Source organism: Ligilactobacillus sp. Marseille-Q7487 (assembly GCF_949152225.1).
GTDB lineage: Bacteria > Bacillota > Bacilli > Lactobacillales > Lactobacillaceae > Ligilactobacillus.
In genome coordinates, this window is the sequence record NZ_CASCJC010000001.1 from 145,527 (window position 1) to 164,999 (window position 19,473).

The following is a 19,473-nucleotide window of genomic DNA, read 5'->3' on the forward strand; positions in this document are numbered from 1 at the left end:
AATGTTAGAAAGATTATCAAGTCAAAATGCACCAAAGGCAATCGGAAGTTATAGTCCAGCTAGTCGAGTAGATAATTTGATTTTTACTTCAGGGCAACTTGGTTTAGAACCGACGACTGGTAAATTGGCAGGGGATGATATTACTAGTCAGGCAACACAAGCCATGAATAATCTTAAGGCTATCTTAGAAGATAATGGTTCCAGTTTAGCTAAAATTGTTAAAACAACGGTTTATTTGAGTGATATTGCTGATTTTGCTTCTTTTGATAAGGTTTATCAAGGCTTTTTTGCAGGGCAATATCCAGCACGGACAGCCTTTCAAGTTGGAGCTTTGCCAATGGCAGCCAAAGTAGAAGTTGAAGTCGTGGCACTTATTGAGGAGTAGATATCATGCGAGTGAATACGTCTTTATTGCACGGTTATCCGGTGCTAGATACACAAACCGGGGCGGCTTCAATTCCAAAATATCAAACCTCAACTTTTGCCCAAAAAAAGATTGGTAGTAAGCAAGACTATAGTTATACGCGTTTTGGTAATCCAACGGTTCATGCTTTAGAGGAAGCTTTTGCTAAATTGGAAAAGGCTGATTACGCCTTAGCTTATGCTTCAGGCATGGCGGCAATTTCAAATGTTTTAATGTTGCTTGAAGGTGGCGATCATTTGTTATTGCCTAAGGAAGTTTATGGTGGGACGTGCCAATTTGCCAACCATATTTTACCAAGGTATGATATAGAGGTGTCTTGTATTGATATGTCGGATATCAACGAGATTAAAGCTCATCTCAAACCAAACACGAAGATGATTTATTTAGAAACACCTTCTAATCCGTTATTGAAGATTACCGATATTGCGGCGGTTGTTGCGTTAGCAAAACAACATCAAATTTTAACGGTAGCGGATAATACTTTTATGACGGCACTATATCAAAATCCATTAGCCCTAGGCGTTGATATTGTAGTTGAAAGTGTTACGAAATTTATCAATGGACACAGTGATGTTGTTGCTGGTGTAGCGGCAACTAACGATAAAGAAATCTATCAACAGTTATTGTTGTATCAAAAGAATTTTGGGGCAGTTTTGGGAGTAGAAGAAGCATGGCTTGTTTTACGGGGAATGAAGACCATGGGATTGCGGATGGAAAAATCGATTGATAATGCAACTCAGATTGCAGCTTTCTTGCAAACATGTCCTAATGTTAAGCGTGTCTATTATCCAACCTTACCCAATCATCCTAATGCTGCTATTCAAAAGAAACAAGCAACCAATGGTGGTGCAGTTTTATCATTTGAAGTAAGTAATCAAGCGGTCTTAGAAGCAGTTATTGATAAGTTGCAAATTCCGATTTTAGCAGTTAGTCTAGGTGGTGTGGAATCGATTTTATCGCATCCAGCAACGATGTCACATGCTTGCTTATCGCAAGAAGAACGTCAAAAACAAGGAGTAACAAACAATTTATTGCGTTTATCTTGTGGAATTGAAGACCTTGAGGATCTATTAGCTGATTTAAAACAGGCCTTAGGTTGTTAGATTAAGGAGTGTTATATGCAACCAAAATTACAAAGTTATGTTGCGTTAGTTGATTTTTTAGCTGATTTTTTAGGCGAGCAGACGGAAGTGGTTTTGCAAGAAATTACAAATGATCATCACGCAGAAATTGTTTATATAAAAAATAGTATTTCGGGGCGGACAATAGGTTCACCTGGAACCGATTTTTTATTGCGTATTTTGCAAACTAAACAATATCAAACGACCGATTATCTGGCGCATTACACAAGTAAAGCAAGTAATGGTAAGCTTTTGAATTCTTCAAGCTTTTTTATCAAAGATGAACAAGCACAATTAATTGGGATGTTATGTATTAATTCCGATCAATCACAACTGTTAGAGTTAGAAAAATCATTAACTCAAAGCTTAGCGTTATTAAAAGGTGTGATGCAACCTAAACAAGATGAGGTCATCGCTCAACAGATTCAAGAAAACTTGTATCTTTCTACAGATAATGTTATTGAAGATGCTATTTTTGAAGTTTTAGGGGTGTATAAGTTTCCAGAAACCTTGGTAGCTAAAAAAGATAAACTAGCGATTGTGGAACGGTTGTATGCGAAAGGCTTTTTTGAGCTCAAAGATGCCGTTACTAAATTAGCCCAAGCTTTTAAGATGTCGGAAGTGAGTATATATAAATATATTCAAGAAATTAAAAAAGATATAAAAAAATAACCTTTTCTTATGAGATGTACTTTTTTACATATAAATATGTGTAAAAGGTGCATCTCATTTTTTATGGAGATTGTTTAAATTTATAGCATTTATTTATATATTCAGTTATATTGATAGTATATAGGGGATAACGTATATAAATATATAAAATTGCTAATTATAATGAGTGATATGTTTAATATCTTAAGTTAAATTTTATTATGTATAATGTTTTTTTTTTCACTTTTTTGTGAATATAATTATCTTTTTTGGAAAGCGTTAACAAAATATAATTGAATTATATTAGAGGAGGTTTTGCAGATGAGATTGTTTTTATTAGTTACTGAGTTAAACTCTACTGATGCCTATAAATCAATTGATTATTTATCTCAAAAATATCAAGTCACTAAAAGAACGATTCAAAGTGATATTGCATATTTAAAAAATGTTTCCTCTAAGCATGGTTTTCAAATGCATACTAAAAGAGGTGAGGGATATTTTTTAGAAATTATTGATAAGGAATTGTTTGATGATTTCCTGAAATTTTTAGATAAGAATAGTTTTCTTGATTATGAAAATCAAAGAGAAAAACTAATTTTGACATACATATTGTTAAACAATTCATATGTTTCTATGGAAAAAATTGCAGATTATTTTCGAGTTTCAAGAACCTTAATAAAAAATACATTGACGGGTGTAGGTAAATTAGCTAAAGAAAATAATTTATTTTTAGAAAAGAAAAGTCATTATGGCTTAAAGATAAATGGTAATAGAGATAATATTATCAATTATTTGATTAAAGCATTGAATGCAAATGATATTGTATTAGAAAACTTATTGAAAGACAAATTAAGTGATTTTACGCATATAGAAAATGATATTGCAAAAATTATAAATAGCGAGCGATTAGATGTATATTATGTTGAATTTTCGAATATTATTAGTGTGATAAAAATAATAATGTTAATTAATACTTTGAATTTTTCATCTGATAAAGAAGTTGAAGAATATGAAGTTGGTGAAAATATAGACCAACTGGCTGCAAAAATAATTGCATTATTAGAAATGAAATATCAACTTAAAATTTGCGAAAGTGATCGAGTATATCTAAGGAAGATTCTATATGAAAAAGTAAAGCAGCCTTTTAACATAAGGGAAGAAATGCTTGAAAATGATATTGATGCCTTTTTATTGGATATTGATAAAAAATACAAGACATCATTTTATAGAGATTTAGACTTTAAAAGAATGTTGAAATTACATGTTTCAATGTTGTTGGATAGATTGAATCGAGAGGTGTCTTATCAAAATCCTGTTGCAAATGAGTTGAGCATCAAAGAACCAATGATTTTTAATATAGCCATAAAATTTGGCGAGATGTTGAATGCTAAGTATGGAGTTACTAGTAGTTTCGATGAACTAGGATTTATTGCTATGCATTTTGCAGCACACATAGAACGAGAACAGCAAGAGAAGCTACTGACGTACAACAATATTGGGATTGTTTGCTCATCAGGTTTAGGAAGTGCCTATATGCTAAAGCTAAAGTTGCAATCGATATTTCAAAAAGCAAACATTAAAACATTTTCTTTTTTGCAACAAGATGAATTACAAGCATTTACACCGGATATTATTTTTACAGTAATGCCATTAAATTTGAAGATAGATTGTCCAATTATATATATAAAAGAACTATTAAATGAAAAAGATTTTTATCACATAAGAAATATAGTTCAAAATGAATTATCAAAGAGTGTTGGAGTTGAGCTTAAAGAATCAAAGGAATTCTTATATAGTAATTTATTCAATAAAAAATTTTTTAAGATATATTCAAGAATAGATAAAAGTTACACACAAATTATTCATGAAATGGCAGTGGAGATAGAAAAATATGGATATGGACAAAGTGATTATTCAGATATGTTATTAAAAAGAGAAAGTTATGCTTCAACAATATATCAAAATGGAATTTGCATTCCGCATCCATTAGAAACGAATGCAAAAAAAAGTGTAATTTCTATAGCTATTAACCAAGGATACGCTTTAGGTGAGTCTAAAGTATCGGTAATTTTTATGATTTGTCTAAGACGAAGAGATGTTAGATTTTATACAGAAATAAGTAAAGTCTTGTATAAATTAATAAATATGCCCAAATACGTTGAAAGGATGGTAGAGGCTAAAAGTTTAGAGGAAGTAACAATTATTTTTAAAGAAATTGAGGGTGAACTTTATGAATAACGATTTATTAATAGAACTAAGTAATACAGATAGTATAGCTTCTTGTGAATATGAAACGAGAAAAATATTGTATGAAAATTTAAAGGATAAGTGTGATGAAATTTTATTTGATAAATTAGGGAGTATTATTTTTCATAAAAAAGGAACCTCTAAAAATCCACTTAAATTAATGTTTTGTGCTCATTTAGATGAAGTTGGATTCAAAGTTAGAAGTATATCAGAAACTGGACTAATTTATTTGATTGCGGTAGGAGGTGTATTAGATAAAAGCAAAGAGATGCAAATAGTGAGAATTACGACTAATTCTGGAGAAAAAATAGAAGGAATTTTAAATGTTTCTCGTAATTCAGAGGGAAAAGTTGCAGAAATGTACGTGGATATTGGTGTAGATTCAAACCAAGAAGTTTGTGATTTAGGAATTGAAATTGGAAATATGGTTTGTTTTGCTACAGAGGCACGTAAATTAAATAAAGATATTTATTTAGGGAAAGCATTTGATGATAGAACTGGCTGTTATGTGATTGCTAATATTTTACAGGAAGTGTCAAAGACAGAAAATGATATTTATATAGTTGGAACGAGTAGTGAAGAAGTAGGAATTAGAGGTGCTAAAACAGCAACCAATTTGATTAAACCTGATATTATTTTTGCAATTGATGTTGCCAATAATCCTGAGACTGATAGAAGTCATTTTAACCATCGAAGAATAGGTTATGGCCCGATGATTGTTCAATATGATAAGACAATGGCTCCTAATCTTAAGTTAGTGTCTTATATTAAACAATTAGCTAAGAAAAATGGAATTAATTATCAAGAGGATATGTTCAAAGGAGGTGGAACAGATGCTGGTAGTGCGCATTTAGACGAAGATGGAAGATTAGCTGTAGTTTTAGGGATTCCGTTACGCTATTGTCATGGAAGTTGTTCTTTAACACATAAAAATGATTTAAATCAGTTAATTTCTTTAGGAATCTTATTAGCACGAACTTTAAGACGCAGTGATTATGAAAAATTTATTAACTATATGGAGGTGTAAATATGAATGAAATGGAACGCAATGTGATGGTAATGATATCTTCTGCGGGACAAAGTAAAGCTAAAGCATTTGAAGCTTTAAAAATGGTCAAGCTGGGTGACTATGAAAAAGCGCGTAAATTATTACAAGAATCTAAAGATGCTGATTTAGAGGCGCATAAAATCCAAACCAAACTTATTCAAGAAGAGATTGCATCAGGTAAAAATAATGAAGTTAATTTATTAGTGGTTCATGCGCAGGATCACTATATGACATCACAATTAGCTAGAGATTTAATTGAAGAATTAATTAATGTTTTTGAAGCAAAGGAGAAATAACTATGAGAATCGTTTTATGTTGTGCAGGTGGTTTTTCAACCACAATGTTGATGGATAGTATGAAAGAAACTGTCAAAAAGAGTGCTAAATTAAATGAAGATGATTTTGATTTTATTGCTATCCCTGTTGATATTTTACAAAATGAAGTCGAAAACTGTGATGCGTTAGTTATTGGTCCACAAATTGCGCATAAAATTGATTATATTAAACCAATTATCGCTCCTTACAACATTCCATACGTTATTGTAGATCAAGAAACTTATGGAAAAATGGATGGAGCTACAGTTTTAAAGCAAGTATTAATTGCGCGTAGAAAGGCAGATATGGATAAAAAATAGAAAGTGAGGAGTTGTTTATATGTTTGATAAGTTTGAAGCTTTTATGTCGAAATATTTGACTCCACTTGCTAATAAAATGGATAAGCAAGTTCATCTCAGTGCAGTGAAAAAATCAATGGTTGCGATGACTCCGTTGTTAATTATTGGGAGCTTTTGTTTGATACCTGAAGCAATTCCGAATATGATTGGAAAATCTAATCCTGTATCGCAATGGATTTTGGCTAACTTAGATATAATTTATATTCCCTACAATGTAGGTATGGCATTAATGTCACTTTATGTTACTGTTGTGATTGCATATCATTTAGCAAATTCTTATAAACAAGATGTTCCAGGCTCTGTTAGTATGGCATTAATTTCATTTTTAATGATGACAGTACAGTACACTAAAGATGGAGGAGTGGATACAACATTTCTTGGACCTAAAGGGTTATTTGCAGCTATGTTTGCATCGATTATTGCAGTTGAATTATTTAGATGGTGTAAGAAAAAGAACTTTACAATTAAAATGCCAGATTCAGTTCCAGATTTTGTATCTCGTTCATTTGAAATGATTCCAATTTCAGTAATTATTATTGGGTTCTTTTTAATTATTAGAATAGTTTGTGAAAATGTGTTTAACATATTACCACCATTGATTTTCACAAATCTATTAGCTCCATTGGTAGGATCGATGGATAATCCTTTAGCATATACATTTTTAAAGATTTTGCAATGTTTATTATTCTTCTTTGGAATCCATCCATCTGTATTGAGTCCAATTACAAGTCCAATTTCGACTCAATTCTTAGCAGATAATATTGCTAATTATAAGGCACATTTACCAATGACACATTTTTATTGTCCTGGACCAGATTCTGCATTCGGAAACTTCACAGGAACTGGTGTAACCTTTGGATTAGTCTTCTGGTGTTTGCTTTCCAAAAATAAAGCGCTTAAACAAATTGGTAGAGTAGCTTTGATACCTGCATTATTTGGTATTAATGAACCAATTCTTTTTGGTGCCCCAATTGTATTGAATCCAGTATTTTTCATTCCATTTGTTATCTTAGGTGGCATTATTTCAAGTATAGGTGGTTGGGCAATGTATTTTGGATTGATGCGTTGTTCATTTTTCACACCACCTTACGTAGGTGTATTTTTAGAAGGGTATTTAACAAATATGGATTGGCGTTCACTAGTTGTAAATGCAATTCAACTTATTTTGTCAATAATTGTATGGTACCCATTCTTTAAAATATATGAAGGGCGTTATGGAAATAAAGAAGATAAGAAAGATACAATTTCTAAGGAAGATGAAGAAATATTGAAAGATTTAGATTTGGATTTCTAATAATGTTGGTGGAGGTAGGCTGGGTAAGCCTACCTTTATTTTTATTATTGAAAGGTGATTATGATGCAGAAAGTTACAAAAGTAAGAGAATTATTAGGGCAAAAAGGCTTAGATGCAATATGGATCAAAAGTAAAACTATGAAAAAATGGTTAGCAACAATGACAGGTAGCGGATGTCAAATTTTTATCACTAGGGAAGATGAATATTTAATTTTAGATGGTAGATATCTTGCAGAAGCAAAAGATAAAGAACCAAATTTAAATATTTTGCTACACGAACAAAATGCTAATGCAATTGAATATGTGTATATGATGATAAATATTTTTCAAAAAAAAGGATACCAAAATTTAGGAGTAGAAGCTAGAGATATATCTGTTAAAGAATATCAGGCTCTATTAGATGCAGGAATAAATGTTACTTTATTAGATCAAGAGATTGTATCTTTACGAATGATAAAAGATGAAAGCGAAATTGCTAAACTTAAAGAAGTAGTAGAATTAACAGATCAAATTTTTCTTAAAGTTTTATCTAAGGTAAGACCCGGAATGACAGAAAATGAGTTGAGTGCATGGATACAATATTATTCTATCTCAGCAGGGGCACAAAAAATGTCATTTGATACAATTGTTGCGACAGGTGAACGAACAGCATATCCACATGGACGTCCAACTAATAAAATCATTAAAGAACATGAACCTATAATGATTGATTTTGGAATACAGTATGATAACTACCAATCTGATATGACTAGAGTATGTTTTATCAAAAAACCAACTCCAGAAATTAAAGAAGTATATAATTTGGTATTAGAAGCTCAAAAAAAATCAATTGAATCTATTAAAACAGGAGTTCTTGCAAAAGATGTGGATTCTGTTGCAAGAAATATTATCACTGATGCAGGATATGGAAAGTATTTTAATCATGGGTTAGGACATGGATTAGGTATTGGCGAAGATGGGGAAGGCCCTTTATTAAATAAACAAAGTACAACTATTTTGCAAAATAATATGGCTATGTCATGTGAACCTGGGGTATATATTCCTGGCTTGGGAGGTATTAGAATTGAAGATGATGTTGTAATTTTAAATGGTATAGGAATGAGTTTAAATAAAACAACTAAAGATTATATTATTTTAGATTAGGCAAAGGAAGTGCGAGGATGGAGTATAATTTTAATGAAATAAATAATCGATTGGGTACTTATTGTACACAATGGGATTATATTGAGGATCGATTTCATAAAAAAGATTTATTACCTTTTTCGATATCTGATACAGATTTTATAGTACCTTATCCAGTAACTAAAAAGATACATGAATTAGCAGATAAGCAAATTTATGGTTATACTAGGTGGAATCATACAGACTTTAAACATTCAATAACCGATTATTTAGTGAAAAGATTTAATACAAAAAGTAATGCTGATTGGGTAGTATATAGTCCCTCAGTTATGTATTCTGTTTCAGTTTTAATTAGACTATTATCTGAGGAAAATCAAGGAGTCTTAACTTTAAGTCCGATGTATGATTCATTTTTTACTGTTATTGAAGGAAATAAACGTAAACTTGTTTCAAGTGAACTTATTAATAATAATGGGAAATTTGAGATTAATTTTGTAGATTTAGCTAATAAGGCTGAAAAATGTGAAATTTTATTACTTTGTTCTCCACATAATCCAACCGGAAGAATTTGGACTAAAGATGAATTGGAAAAAATAATTAGTATTTGTCGAGAGCATAATGTTAAGATTATTTCGGACGAAATCCATATGGATATTCAAATAGGAAATAACAAACATATCCCTATTTTAAATTTTTATAGTGAATACCCAGATATTTATTTAGTATCTTCTTCCAGTAAAACTTTTAATACTCCAGGATTAATAGGTTCTTATGCATTGCTTCCTAATGAGAAAATTTATGAACAATTTTTGTATCAAACTAGGAAAGTAGATTTCTTAAATTCAGCTAGTATTTTTGGAATGTATGCGACAATGATAAGTTATAACGATTGCAGTGATTATGTCGAACAGTTAAATGAATATATTCGTGGAAATATGTATTTAGTTGAAGACTTTATTCAAGAAAACTTATCAGATTTTAAATTTAGAGTGCCGGATGGAACGTATTTGGCATGGATTGATGTTAGGGATGTTCCATATACCTCTGATGATATTCAAAAAGCTTTAGTTGATGTAGGTGGTGTTGGAATAATGCCAGGCGAGACATATGGCAGTCAAAAATATTTAAGGATGAATGTTGGATGCCCGCAAAAAAAAGTCATGGAAGGGTTAAAAAGAGTAAAAAAAGCTATGAATTATTTGTATCAAAAATAATATACTATAAGCAAGGAAGTGTGTGAAATGCATGCATTATGGAATTATTTAACAATTTTGATTGATAAGACTCCTAGCAATGTTAAGGTATCAAGTAGATTAATAGCGTATATTATTGATTGGGCAGTAGGGGGGATTTTTGCAGGAATTCCTTCAGTATTAATTTATGCCGGTGTAACTAAAAGTTCTAAAATGTTTAGTAATTTATATGTGTTTCCTGCACAGGGATATGGAACTTTATGGTCGTACATAGCTGGTATATTATGTGTACTATTTGGATTATGGTATTATGTCTACGTTCCATATAAGATTTATCCTGGTCAAACATTAGGGAAACATTGGTGTAAATTAGAAATAAAGAAAACCGATGGTACATCTTTAACTTTAAAAGACCTTTTAATTCGACAATTTATTGGACTAACTTTGTTAGAAGGAGTAGCTATAACAATTACGCGTTATATTTGGGAAATGTTGACATTGGCAACGTCTTTTTATATAGATTCTTATATTTCTATAGTTGCAACGATTATAACTATGATTTCTATGATGTTAGTAATAGCCACACCATCATCTAAGGCACTTCATGACTATTTATCTAAAACAAGTGTATGTACATGTGAATAGAAAGATATAATTAAAAAAAGATGCTTTTCTCATGAAATATTGGAAAAGCATCTTTTTTTTACAATTTAGCTTCGTCGACTTTAACGATCCAGCCTTCAGGGGCCTTGCGATCGCCAAATTGAATCCCAACTAATTCATCGTAAAGTTTTTTAGTAACAGGACCTACTTCTGTTTCGCTATAGAAAACATGGAACTTATCGCCAATTTGGAATCCACCGATTGGCGAAATTACAGCAGCAGTTCCACAAGCACCTGCTTCGGCTAAGTGATCGAGCTCATCGATATAGATGTCAGTTTCTTCAACAGGCATATTGAAGTGATGCTCAGCTAGATAAAGTAATGAGTACTTTGTAACGCTTGGCAAAATGGATGGTGAGTCTGGGGTAACGAATTTGCCATCTTTAGTGATAGCAAAGAAGTTAGCCGAACCGACTTCTTCAATTTTTTTATGTTCGATTGGATCTAAGTAGATACAATCTGAAAAACCTTGTTGTTGAGCTTGCTGGCCAGGGAATAGGCTAGCTGCATAATTTCCGCCAACTTTAGCTTGACCGGTTCCTTTATGAGCAGCACGATCATATTCGGAAGCTAAGAAGTTAGTAGGAGTTAAGCCACCTTTGAAATAATTTCCAACAGGCATAGCAAAAATCGAGAAAATATATTCTTCAGCTGGATGAACTCCGATATTTTCACCTACCCCGATGATAAAAGGACGTAAGTAAAGAGAAGCGCCCGTACCATATGGTGGAATGTATTCTTTATTAGCACTAACAACTTGTTTTAAAGCGTCAATGAACATTTCTGTTGGGACTTCAGGCATTAACAAGCGTTGGCAACTCTTTTGTAGACGTTTTGCATTTTGATCGGGTCTAAATAAATTAACACTACCATCTTTGCAACGATAAGCTTTCAAACCTTCAAAAGCTTCTTGACCATAGTGAAGGACAGGTGAACCTTCATTGATTGTGATGGTAGCATCTTCAACCAAACCGGCGTTTTGCCATTCACCATCTTTAAAGTAAGCACGATAGCGGTAAGGTAAGTTCATGTAATTAAAGCCTAAATTGTTCCAATCAAGATTAACAGTTTGAGTCATCTGGATTCCTCCTTTATTTTTAGAAAAGCCCACTATTAAAAGAAACAGCGGGCTTTCCAAGAGTTAGAACTCTTATTTGGTATACTATTATCAAAGCATTTATGATACTTTATTTACACTGTATTTTAACAAAATTTTAAGCAGTTTGCAATTTTCTCTGTGGCAAACATGTGTAAGAAAAAGGCTAAAAATCTTGACTTTGTTTTAGAAAACGATTACACTTTAGTTGTAGGGAATAGTGGCTCACAATCTGTTGATTCGTGAATTACGTGATTAGTTTTCCAAAAAAGCTAGAAGAAAAGAGGTCGAGAGCTTGTTTTATTCCTTATTAAATAGCGATTAGACTCACTAAGGAGTTTGCAGATGTTATCAGATACTAAGAGAAGTATCATTTATGAGCATTTGTAAGTCCTTGAGTGTAAGTCTGATCGTTATTTTTTATATTATCGTTAATAAATTTAAGGAACCTTTGCAAAATTTGGCTAGGTTCTTTTTGTTTAGACCAAGCAACCACGTGTCCGCTCGTTAACTTAGGTTCAAAGGTGACAAAAGTTAGCTGAGATGGATTGATTAATTCTTGTAAACTGGCGATACTTACTAAGGCATAATGATGTTTTTTCACTAATAGTATGCCATTAGCGCCGAGATTGATATAGCCAGCGATATTTAAGTCAGCTTCTTTTAAAATTAAATCTAGTTCATCTTGGACGATTTTGCGGCGGGGTAAGAGAACCCGATGATTTTTTAAATCTTGGGGTTGAAGTTGTTTTTTAGTTGCTAAAGGATCGTTTTTTGCAAGGTAAACGCCCCATTGCTCAGTAGCTGGTAAGCTGAAAAAATGATATTTCTCAGCTTCAATTGGTCGGATTAAGAAAATTAAATCTAATTGGTTGTTATCAAGTTTTTCTTTTAAATCATCGCCATCTGCATCGTATAACGAAAACTTAACTAAGGGATATCTTTTTTGAAATTGTGCAATTAAGTCGGTTACTAAGTAGCTGATACTTGATTCAACAATTCCTAAGCGTAAAGTGGCAGTAGGTTGTTGTTTTAGAGAGCTTAATTCATTTTTGGTTTCTTCCAAAAAAGCCAACATAGCATTAGCCCTTTTTTGAAAAATGAGTCCAGCAGGAGTTAGGACAATACCAGATTTTTGCCGAACGAAAAGAGTTGTTTGGAGTTGGTTTTCCAAATCTTGCAATTGACGTGATAAAGTCGGTTGGGTAATGTGTAATAAATTAGCAGCTTTAGTAATATTACCGGTATGTGCGGTTACGAGAAAATATTTAAGTAGACGTGTTTCCATTTTTTACCTCTATCCATGCTTAAAATGTATAATTTAGTATTCGTTATAAGTATTTTACATCATTTTATCGGGGAAGTAGAATTAAGTTGCGAGGTGAGTAAATAATGGAAACAAATTTTAAACAACAAAATATTTTTGGAATGGGGCATGAAAATCAGGATTATGCTCAATTTTTCAATAAAAACAGTTATTTAAATGAACTAGCAACACTCACAAAAGAGGGAATGCAAGTTGCCAATGTAACCTTTGAACCAGGATGTCGTAATAATTGGCATATCCATCATGATGGTTATCAATTGTTATTGGTAACAGCAGGTCAAGGTTGGTATCAAGAAGAAGGAGCACCGGCTAAAAAATTACTGCCAGGTGATGTTGTCTATATTGCTGAAGGAATTAAGCATTGGCACGGTGCAACTAAAGATAGTTGGTTTGCACATGTTGCAATTACTAAAGGGACTAGCGAATGGCTCGAATCTGTCGACTTTTTAGATTAAGGAGGGTTTTAGATGAAAAAACAAACAGCAGGACACCAACAATTAGGAGACTTTGCTCCACAATTTGCGCACTATAATGATGATCTTTTATTCGGAGAAGTTTGGGCTGATGAAACGGTTCTATCGCCTAAATTACGCAGTATGTTAACTTTGAGTGCCTTAATTAGCGGAGGTAACTTTGCTCAAGTTGAGCCACATTTAAAAATGGCCAAGGAAAATGGTGTAACAAAAGATGAAATTAGTGCGTTAATTACACATTTAGCTTTTTATGTTGGATGGCCTAAAGCGTGGTCAGCCTTTAATTTAGCCAAAGAAATTTATCATTGATAGGAGAAAGTTAACTGTTACTAAAAATATAGAATAATGTAGAAAAATGTGTTATAATAAACCATGGAAAGAAATAAAAATGTGGGTGGTTATTATGACAATGTTAAAACCAAAAGAAATGGCTGAACGTTTAGGAGTTACAGTCAGAACTTTGCAAATTTGGGACAGTAAGGGTGTGTTAAAAGCATATCGGACTCCCACAAATCGAAGATATTATACTGAAGAACAGTATTTAAACTATATTGGTAAATCAGAGTTAAACAAACGTAAAATGGTTGCTTATGCTAGAGTATCGACAAATGGTCAAAAAGATGATTTAAAAAATCAAATTGACTTTATTAAGCAATACGTTAACGCTAAAGGCATCATCTTAGATGAAACAGTTACCGATATTGGTAGTGGGCTTAACTATAATCGCAAAAAGTGGAATAAATTACTAGAAGAAGTAATGAATAATCAGATTGATACGATTTACATTACCTATAAAGATAGATTTATTCGTTTTGGTTATGAGTGGTTTGAACGATTATGTAAAATGCACAATACTAAGATTGTGGTATTAAACAACGTTGAAACCAGTCCAATGCAGGAAATGATTGATGATATGGTAAGTATTATACACGTATTTTCCTGTCGTTTATATGGTTTACGTAAATATAAGCACGAACTAGAAAATGACAAATCTTTGAAAAGTGGTGGAAATGATGGTGCTAAGAACTCAAAAAGTTAGACTTTATCCTAATAAAACTATGCAAAAAATCTTAGATGAGTTGTGCGATTATCGGAGATATTGCTGGAATGCTGGTTTGGCTTTATGGAACGATATGTATGAAGAAGCACTAATCTTAGATGATAAGCGTTTCAGACCAAATGAATACAAGGTTCGCAACGAGTTAGTGGCTAATAAAGCTGATTGGCAATATCGTTTTTCCGCTCGTTGCTTACAACTAGCAATTAGCGACTTAGACAAGGCTTGGAAGAACTTTTTTGATAAGGCACAAGTTGATTGGGGTAAACCACACTTTAAGTCAAAGAAAGCCCCTAGACAGGGATTTAAGACTGACCGTGCTACGATTATTAAGGGTAAATTGCGTCTAGATAAACCACACGGAATTAAGAATTGGTATGACATTCGCACGAGTGGTGCTAAATCGTTAACTGGTAAATTAAAAGTCGTTTCAATTTACCGTGAAAATGGTAAGTATTGGGCAAGTTTACCTTTTGAAATCGAAGTGGCAAACAAAGCTAAAACTGGAAATAAAACCGCAGTTGATATTAATGTCGGACATTTCAATTACACTGACGGTCAAATTAATGTTTTACCTAAACAATTAAATTACCTTTATCAACGTATCAAATATTATCAAAAATCTTTGTCAAAAAAGCGTATAGTAAATGGTAAACAAGCAATGCAAAGCCATAATTATGTTAAAACGAAAGCCAAGTTACAACGTGATTATCGCAAGGTTGCCAATATTCAACGTGACCTTATTCAAAAGTTCACTACAAAACTAGTTACTAATTACGATAAAATCGCAATTGAAGATTTACAGGTTAAACAAATGCAAATGAATCATGTGGCTTCAAAAGGTTTGCAAAGGTCTTTATTTAGCTATTTCAGACAAGTTTTAACCTACAAGTGTGAATGGTATGGTAAAGATTTGCTTATCGCTGATAAATACTATCCAAGCACACAAAGATGTTCTAGATGCGGTTATGTTAAAACTGGTGATGACAAAATCAGTTTAGCTGGTAACCAAAAACATAATACAAAACATAATGAATATATTTGTTATGAATGTGGCAATGTTATGGATAGAGATATAAATGCAGTTTATAATCTTTTGGCTTTAATATAAAGAAAAACGGGGTGGGCTACACCCTTAAACTGTAAGAGTTAGTCACTGTCATTACCCTCTAGTTAGGATATGGGAATACTAATGTTGACGACAGTAAATAAAATTAGGAAAGGAAAACTATATAATTCTTTCTAACAATGTAGAAGAACGTATTTAAACTTCTATATTGTTCTACATTTTATATAGCAGGCAAAATCAATGGTAAAGTATCTTTATTTAATGCGACATGGTGAAACATTATTTAATGTTCAACATAAAATCCAAGGTTGGTGCGATTCACCCTTGACGTCTAAAGGAATTGCACAAGCCAAAGTTGCTGGCAAGTATTTTAAAGAGCAACAAATTGAATTTGACTATGGCTATTGTTCAACGTCTGAACGTGCTAGTGATACACTTGAAATTGTAACTGAAGGTAAATTACCCTATCAACGAGAAAAGGGCTTGAAAGAGTGGAATTTTGGAGCTTTTGAAGGAAAAGATGAATGTCTAAACCCTAAGCTGCCATATCGTGATTTTTTTGTTCAATATGGCGGTGAAGATCAAGAAGAAGTCAAGCAACGTTTAGGTAAGACGTTAACTAGGATTATGCAAAATGAGACACATACGACTATTTTGGCAGTATCTCATGGGGGTGCATGTGCGAACTTCTTACGATATTGTCTAAAAACAGATGAACTTAAACCGTATACAGGCGGAAAAATTGGTAACTGTGCAATTTTTAAGTTTAGTTTTGAAGATGGGCAATTCTCTTTTGAAAAAGTGATTAATTTAGACTTTTCTAAGTTGCCTTAAAGTTAACTCTAAGGTTTAGAATAGTAAATGAAAGGGGTTTTTATGAACATTAAACAAGTTAGTCAAGAAACGCAAATTTCAAAAGATACTTTACGTTATTGGGAAAAAGTTGGTTTAATTACAGATGTGTCTCGTAATTCAAGTGGATATCGTGATTATACTGAGCAACAATTACAGCAGATTGAATATGTTAAATGTATGCGTGCTGCCGGAATTTCAATCGAAGCACTCTTAGAATACACTAAGTTATCGCAACAAGGTAGCGAGACCCTAGCGATTCGTAAACAAATTTTAATAGCACAGCGAAAACAAATTGTTGCTCAATTGAAACATTTTCAAACGATGTTAGAGTTGTTAGATAAAAAAATTGAAAAGATTACAGGCTAATCAATAATATAGATTGAAATGAATAGAATCTTGCGATATGGTTAAAAGATTCTATTCATTTTTTTGGTTAATTAATACATAATAAAATTAAAAAAGATCGTAAAAAAATAGCCAACCGACACATGGACTAATAGTGGAGATTATCCCACCTAAAAGCACATTTTGTGTTGTTGGCTATTTTTTTAGTGTGTAGTTCCTGTTTTTAAATCTGTGATATCAGTTGGATTTTCCACTGCGGCTTGAATGGCTAGTTCTAATGATTTAGCAATAGTTTCAAGTGGCATTGATGGAGTTTCCACGGCTTTATTGATGACTTGTTCAGGCGCAAAAGGTACATGGATAAAGCCACCGCGAATATCTGGATACTTGTTTTCGATTAAGTATAGTAAAGAATACATTAATTCGTTGCAAACAAAAGTTCCAGCAGTATAGGAAATATATGCGGGTAACCCAGCTTCATGTGCTTTTTGCACCATCGCTTTTAATGGCAATGATGTGAAGTAAGCATTAGCGCCGTCTTCTTTGATTGGACAGCCGAGGGGTTGTTTGCCTTCATTATCAGGGATGCGTGCTTCAATCAAATTGATGGCTACCCGTTCAAATGAAACGCTAGCTCTGCCACCTGCTTGACCAACGCAAATGACGATATCTGGTTGTTGCGCTTTAATAGCTTGTTCAAGTGTTCGCCCACTTTTGTCAAATACGGTTGGAATTTCGACTTTGACAATTTGTGCACCAGCAATGGTATCTGGCAAAAGTTTAACTGCTTCAAAAGCAGGGTTAACTTTTTCACCACCAAAAGGATCAAAACCAGTAACTAAAACTTTCATAAAAAAAATCCTTTCTAAAATTATTTGAAAAAGATCATATAGCAAATTTGTAAAATCAACATCACAATTGCGATTAGAGCTTGATTTTTAATAACACCGTATTTATCTTTCATTTCCAAAATGGCAACGGGAACGATGTTAAAGTTGGCAGCCATTGGAGTAAGTAAAGTACCACAAAAACCACAAGTTAATGCTACCATTGTAACTAAAGCAGGCTCGGCTCCTTGGTTTAAGACAAATGGTGCACCAATCCCGACAGTCATCACTGTAATAGCTGCAAATGCATTTCCCATAATCATGGTAAAGATTACCATGCCTAAAGCGTATAAGATAATACCGATATTGACATTGCCGGTAGGAACGATACTGCTGACTGCATTAGAAATGATTTTGCCAACGCCTGCTTGGGTAAACACGGCACCTAAAGATGCTAAAAGCATAGGTAACATTGATAATGGCCCCACAGTTGCTAACATATCAAATGAATCTTCTAAAAAGACATGCGGTTTGTTGTCTTTTGATAAAATCATCAAGATAATCATTGCTAAAATAACACCTAAGCCAACCCCAACTAAAGCGCCTAGATTGGTAAATAAAGCTGTTAAGATAGCAACAACACCGATGCACAACGCTGGAATGAAGACTTTATTGCCAATCTTGTCGGCCATTTGATACATGTAGTCTTTACTAGCTGTATGTGTATGGCCTTTGCTAACACGTTTAAAGATTGCAGGTAATGTCATGATGATAATCAAGACACCGTTTGTCAAAGGAGTCAAAAAGCGTCCTGCACCAATTACAATCCCTAATGCACTCCAAAAAATTCCTGTGCCAATGCGATGTGGATTAGATTTATCAATGAAGTTATGCACACCCAAGAAAAAAGCGATTAGTCCCATAACTATGTAGACGAGTTCTAGTAGTTTGTCGCTTAGTAAAATTTGAGGATCAGTAAAAAATGTCATTTGTCATCCTCCTTAGTAATACCGTAATATTTTTTCATCAAGCGTTTGTCTTTAAAGTACACATAAGCACTTGCGACCAGTAAAGCAACTAAAGCCACTGGGATTTCGACTGTCATTAATTCAACGAGGCTAACATCAAATCCTAGGCTTTTGAGGGTAGATTGGACTAATAAAGCACCGGCTCCACCGATAAATAAGTTTTGTCCAAAAAACCAAGCAGTGTTTTCCATGGCAGAAGACATACCTTTAAGTTCTTCGAAATATTCTTCATTATCAGGTAAGTTTTTAGACTCGATGGTTCCTTCCATCATTGGATAAACGATTGGACGGACAAAACCAGCTACACCGCCAAAACTAACGTTAAATGCAGCAAAGACGGTTCTAAAAACGCCATAAATAATCATAATCATACTATTATTAACACGTTTAACATGCTTAATCATGCGCGCAGCAGATTCTTTTAGACCGTTACGTTCAAGCGTACCGGTAACAAGCATGATTATGATAAAGATTGCCATTCCACGGTTAGCGATAAAACTGCTACCTAATGTTTCTAGCATTGTTGTGATGCCCATCCCACTAACTAAAGCAGTTACAATTAATGATGCGACAACAATTAAAATTGAGTCAAGTTTAAGAGCAAAACCGATAATTACGATTAAAACGCCGATTAAACTCCAGACATTTCCATCCACGAAAAAATGCCCCACCTTTCTTAAAAAAGTATTAACAATATTTCTATTATATAAGAAATGTGCCTAGATTAGCAAATTATGCTTTAGTTATTGCTTATCAGTAGGAGGTTTTTGTGAACGTAATTTGCGCCACATATAAAGGATGGCGATTGTTATTGTAGAGATACAAGCACTGATTAGCAAAAAATTGATAAAAAATAGGCCAAATAAAGCAAAGGTGCTAGGAGTTGCGTTTAAAAGATAATTGATACTAAAAAATAAGACACATAAAGTTACAAACCAAATGCAACCACTGATTAAGATA

Annotated in this window: 22 protein-coding genes; 17 read left to right on the forward strand and 5 right to left on the reverse strand. The window is 33.0% G+C overall.

The window, feature by feature from the left end; genetic code table 11:
• Position 1: 1 nt before the first annotated feature.
• From QM017_RS00640 to QM017_RS00690, 11 genes are all read left to right on the forward strand, one after another.
• The gene (locus tag QM017_RS00640; RefSeq protein WP_282708504.1) at positions 2-385 is read left to right on the forward strand and encodes a Rid family detoxifying hydrolase; all 384 of its coding nucleotides are present in this window, start codon (positions 2-4) and stop codon (positions 383-385) included.
• A 5-nt stretch (positions 386-390) separates the two neighbouring features.
• Positions 391-1,527: a PLP-dependent aspartate aminotransferase family protein gene (locus tag QM017_RS00645; protein ID WP_282708505.1), complete on the forward strand. Its 1,137-nt coding sequence runs from the start codon at positions 391-393 to the stop codon at positions 1,525-1,527.
• A 15-nt stretch (positions 1,528-1,542) separates the two neighbouring features.
• Complete coding sequence (locus QM017_RS00650) at positions 1,543-2,217, forward strand: PAS domain-containing protein (RefSeq protein ID WP_282708506.1); 675 nt, start codon at positions 1,543-1,545, stop codon at positions 2,215-2,217.
• 300 nt (positions 2,218-2,517) lie between these two features.
• Positions 2,518-4,434, forward strand: coding sequence for a PTS sugar transporter subunit IIA (locus QM017_RS00655; protein WP_282708508.1), 1,917 nt, complete (start codon positions 2,518-2,520; stop codon positions 4,432-4,434).
• Positions 4,427-5,470, forward strand: coding sequence for an aminopeptidase (gene ypdE, locus QM017_RS00660; protein WP_282708509.1), 1,044 nt, complete (start codon positions 4,427-4,429; stop codon positions 5,468-5,470). Before QM017_RS00655 ends, ypdE begins: the two co-directional genes overlap by 8 nt.
• Positions 5,471-5,472: 2 nt before the next feature.
• On the forward strand, positions 5,473-5,787 hold the full coding sequence (locus tag QM017_RS00665) for a PTS lactose/cellobiose transporter subunit IIA (protein WP_282708510.1): 315 nt from the start codon (positions 5,473-5,475) through the stop codon (positions 5,785-5,787).
• 2 nt (positions 5,788-5,789) lie between these two features.
• Positions 5,790-6,125 carry a PTS sugar transporter subunit IIB gene (locus tag QM017_RS00670; protein WP_282708511.1) on the forward strand — a complete coding sequence of 112 codons (336 nt, stop codon included), beginning with the start codon at positions 5,790-5,792 and terminating at the stop codon, positions 6,123-6,125.
• Between the two features lie 19 nt (positions 6,126-6,144).
• The gene (locus QM017_RS00675; RefSeq protein WP_282708512.1) at positions 6,145-7,458 is read left to right on the forward strand and encodes a PTS transporter subunit EIIC; all 1,314 of its coding nucleotides are present in this window, start codon (positions 6,145-6,147) and stop codon (positions 7,456-7,458) included.
• 63 nt (positions 7,459-7,521) lie between these two features.
• Positions 7,522-8,601: a M24 family metallopeptidase gene (locus QM017_RS00680; RefSeq protein WP_282708513.1), complete on the forward strand. Its 1,080-nt coding sequence runs from the start codon at positions 7,522-7,524 to the stop codon at positions 8,599-8,601.
• A 17-nt stretch (positions 8,602-8,618) separates the two neighbouring features.
• The gene (locus QM017_RS00685) at positions 8,619-9,794 is read left to right on the forward strand and encodes an aminotransferase class I/II-fold pyridoxal phosphate-dependent enzyme (protein WP_282708515.1); all 1,176 of its coding nucleotides are present in this window, start codon (positions 8,619-8,621) and stop codon (positions 9,792-9,794) included.
• A 27-nt stretch (positions 9,795-9,821) separates the two neighbouring features.
• Positions 9,822-10,418: an RDD family protein gene (locus tag QM017_RS00690; RefSeq protein ID WP_282708516.1), complete on the forward strand. Its 597-nt coding sequence runs from the start codon at positions 9,822-9,824 to the stop codon at positions 10,416-10,418.
• 58 nt (positions 10,419-10,476) lie between these two features.
• Here the strand turns inward: QM017_RS00690 and QM017_RS00695 are convergent, their stop codons facing one another.
• Positions 10,477-11,514 (reverse strand): branched-chain amino acid aminotransferase, encoded by a 1,038-nt coding sequence (locus QM017_RS00695; protein WP_282708517.1) that lies wholly within the window; start codon positions 11,512-11,514, stop codon positions 10,477-10,479.
• Between the two features lie 388 nt (positions 11,515-11,902).
• On the reverse strand, positions 11,903-12,820 hold the full coding sequence (locus QM017_RS00700; RefSeq protein WP_282708518.1) for a LysR family transcriptional regulator: 918 nt from the start codon (positions 12,818-12,820) through the stop codon (positions 11,903-11,905).
• A gap of 104 nt (positions 12,821-12,924) precedes the next feature.
• Here QM017_RS00700 and QM017_RS00705 point away from each other — a divergent pair, with 104 nt between their 5' ends.
• The 6 genes from QM017_RS00705 to QM017_RS00730 all read left to right on the forward strand — a co-directional run bounded on the left by QM017_RS00705 (position 12,925) and on the right by QM017_RS00730 (position 16,679).
• Positions 12,925-13,314, forward strand: a complete 390-nt coding sequence (locus QM017_RS00705; RefSeq protein ID WP_178197753.1) for a cupin domain-containing protein — start codon at positions 12,925-12,927, stop codon at positions 13,312-13,314.
• 12 nt (positions 13,315-13,326) lie between these two features.
• Positions 13,327-13,641 carry a carboxymuconolactone decarboxylase family protein gene (locus tag QM017_RS00710; RefSeq protein ID WP_282708519.1) on the forward strand — a complete coding sequence of 105 codons (315 nt, stop codon included), beginning with the start codon at positions 13,327-13,329 and terminating at the stop codon, positions 13,639-13,641.
• A gap of 94 nt (positions 13,642-13,735) precedes the next feature.
• Entirely contained in the window at positions 13,736-14,371 is a 636-nt protein-coding gene (locus QM017_RS00715) for an IS607 family transposase (protein ID WP_282708520.1), read from the forward strand.
• Positions 14,346-15,500, forward strand: coding sequence for a transposase (locus tag QM017_RS00720; protein ID WP_282708522.1), 1,155 nt, complete (start codon positions 14,346-14,348; stop codon positions 15,498-15,500). The genes QM017_RS00715 and QM017_RS00720 overlap by 26 nt, the downstream gene beginning before the upstream one ends.
• Before the next feature lie 198 nt (positions 15,501-15,698).
• Positions 15,699-16,292 carry a histidine phosphatase family protein gene (locus QM017_RS00725; protein ID WP_178197749.1) on the forward strand — a complete coding sequence of 198 codons (594 nt, stop codon included), beginning with the start codon at positions 15,699-15,701 and terminating at the stop codon, positions 16,290-16,292.
• 42 nt (positions 16,293-16,334) lie between these two features.
• Positions 16,335-16,679 (forward strand): MerR family transcriptional regulator, encoded by a 345-nt coding sequence (locus tag QM017_RS00730; RefSeq protein WP_282708523.1) that lies wholly within the window; start codon positions 16,335-16,337, stop codon positions 16,677-16,679.
• Between the two features lie 182 nt (positions 16,680-16,861).
• Here the strand turns inward: QM017_RS00730 and pcp are convergent, their stop codons facing one another.
• From pcp to QM017_RS00745, 3 genes are read right to left on the reverse strand one after another with little or no spacing between them, the layout of a single operon-like run.
• The gene (gene pcp / locus QM017_RS00735; protein WP_282708524.1) at positions 16,862-17,509 is read right to left on the reverse strand and encodes a pyroglutamyl-peptidase I; all 648 of its coding nucleotides are present in this window, start codon (positions 17,507-17,509) and stop codon (positions 16,862-16,864) included.
• 20 nt (positions 17,510-17,529) lie between these two features.
• Complete coding sequence (locus QM017_RS00740) at positions 17,530-18,474, reverse strand: DUF979 domain-containing protein (RefSeq protein WP_282708525.1); 945 nt, start codon at positions 18,472-18,474, stop codon at positions 17,530-17,532.
• Positions 18,471-19,169 carry a DUF969 domain-containing protein gene (locus QM017_RS00745; RefSeq protein WP_282708526.1) on the reverse strand — a complete coding sequence of 233 codons (699 nt, stop codon included), beginning with the start codon at positions 19,167-19,169 and terminating at the stop codon, positions 18,471-18,473. The genes QM017_RS00740 and QM017_RS00745 overlap by 4 nt, the downstream gene beginning before the upstream one ends.
• Positions 19,170-19,473: the final 304 nt, after the last annotated feature.